General features: G+C 31.9%; 1 protein-coding gene. It reads right to left on the bottom strand.

Annotated features, from left to right (window positions below):
• Nucleotides 1–104: 104 nt before the first annotated feature.
• The gene (locus tag CBF36_RS12125) at nt 105–1,382 is read right to left on the bottom strand and encodes an ISL3 family transposase (protein ID WP_125958614.1); all 1,278 of its coding nucleotides are present in this window, start codon (nt 1,380–1,382) and stop codon (nt 105–107) included.
• Nucleotides 1,383–1,416 lie beyond the last annotated feature (34 nt).

Here is a 1,416-nt window from a genome sequence, read left to right as displayed (position 1 = left end):
GGCTCTATGTCAAATCGTGTTGATGGACAATAATAGGGATAAAAAGAAGTCTCAAAAATGAAATAGAATTAATTGGAGTGAGGGAAGAAATTCTCTCACTTTTCTTATTTAACCTGAAAAACTTGATTTTGAATTAAAAAGATACGTCGTTTGAATAGTAAAAAGTTTCGATAGCCATAGGCCACACGTTTTATCACTTTAATTTTATTGTTAATACCTTCTAAGAAGCCATTTGAATAAGAGTATTTAAAGGCATTTATGACTCCTTGTGAGAATTTACCAAATATCTTGAATTTATCTCTAAAATACTTTGGTAATTCAACAGATATCTTTGAGCATAGCTCTAAAAATAAGACATAATCGTTTGTTTTATAAGCATACTTCAATTCTTGGATAAAATGATACGCTTTTTTTAATAGAGAGCTATAAGAAAGTAACTCATCTACCAACTCGGTAGATGACATATTTCTCTTGAATAAAGGACGATAATAAAAGTGTTTATAGTTTAATTCGGAATTGTCTTTTAAAAGAATTTTCCAATAACGCTTTAACCTTCGGTACTGCTTTCCTTCCTCTTGATTGTGGCGTTTTAGTTGATTCATTTCTTTTATTCTTAAAGCGTTGAAAGATCGGTTAATATGTTGAATGATATGAAATCGATCTGTGACAATTTTTGCATTTGGAAAGACTGTCTTTAATAGTTGTCCATAACTTGCATTCATGTCCATGACCAAAAATCTTACTTGTAAGCGTGCTTTTCTGGAATACTTCATAAAATAAGAAACCAACTTATGTAATCTTCTATCAGGTAAGATATCGATTATTTTTTTAGACGTCACATCAGCACAAATAAAGCTCATTCCAGTATGACAATCAGAAGTAGAGCTAAACTCATCTAAACAAAGAGCCGTAGGCAAGAAGTTAAAATTCGGTTGATGATTATTGGTAAATGAGAATAACACACGTTGAACAGTATTTTCAGAGACACTGTGGAATTGCGCAATTTCTTTACGTGATCGATTCTCTTTTAAATCAAAAGCAATTTGATATTTAAGTTGTTTAGAAATTTGACAATAGTCATCTACTAAAGAAGTAGAAGCACTGAAAGTTGATCCGCAGTTTCTACAAAGGTAACGTTCTCTTTGAAGTTTCAGATAGGTTGGGCGACGTTCAACTTCAGGCAATTGACTAATGGTTTGATAAGTTCCGTTTTTAACGGATTGATAAAATCCACATTGCTTGCATTGTCTATCATTATTAACTAATCTACCTGTAATCATGTTAACGGATCGGTTGTCTCTCGCTTCGCGAGACAACCAATTCTCATTAAAAATAAGAGAATCATCTGTTAAATTGAGTAGTTTTCTTGTATTATTATCCATAGGGGTATTCTCCTTTGTAATTTTGGTTTTAGTC

It is taken from the genome of Vagococcus bubulae (assembly GCF_003950315.1).
Lineage (GTDB): Bacteria > Bacillota > Bacilli > Lactobacillales > Vagococcaceae > Vagococcus > Vagococcus bubulae.
This window is presented reverse-complemented; position numbering and strand designations above follow the sequence as displayed.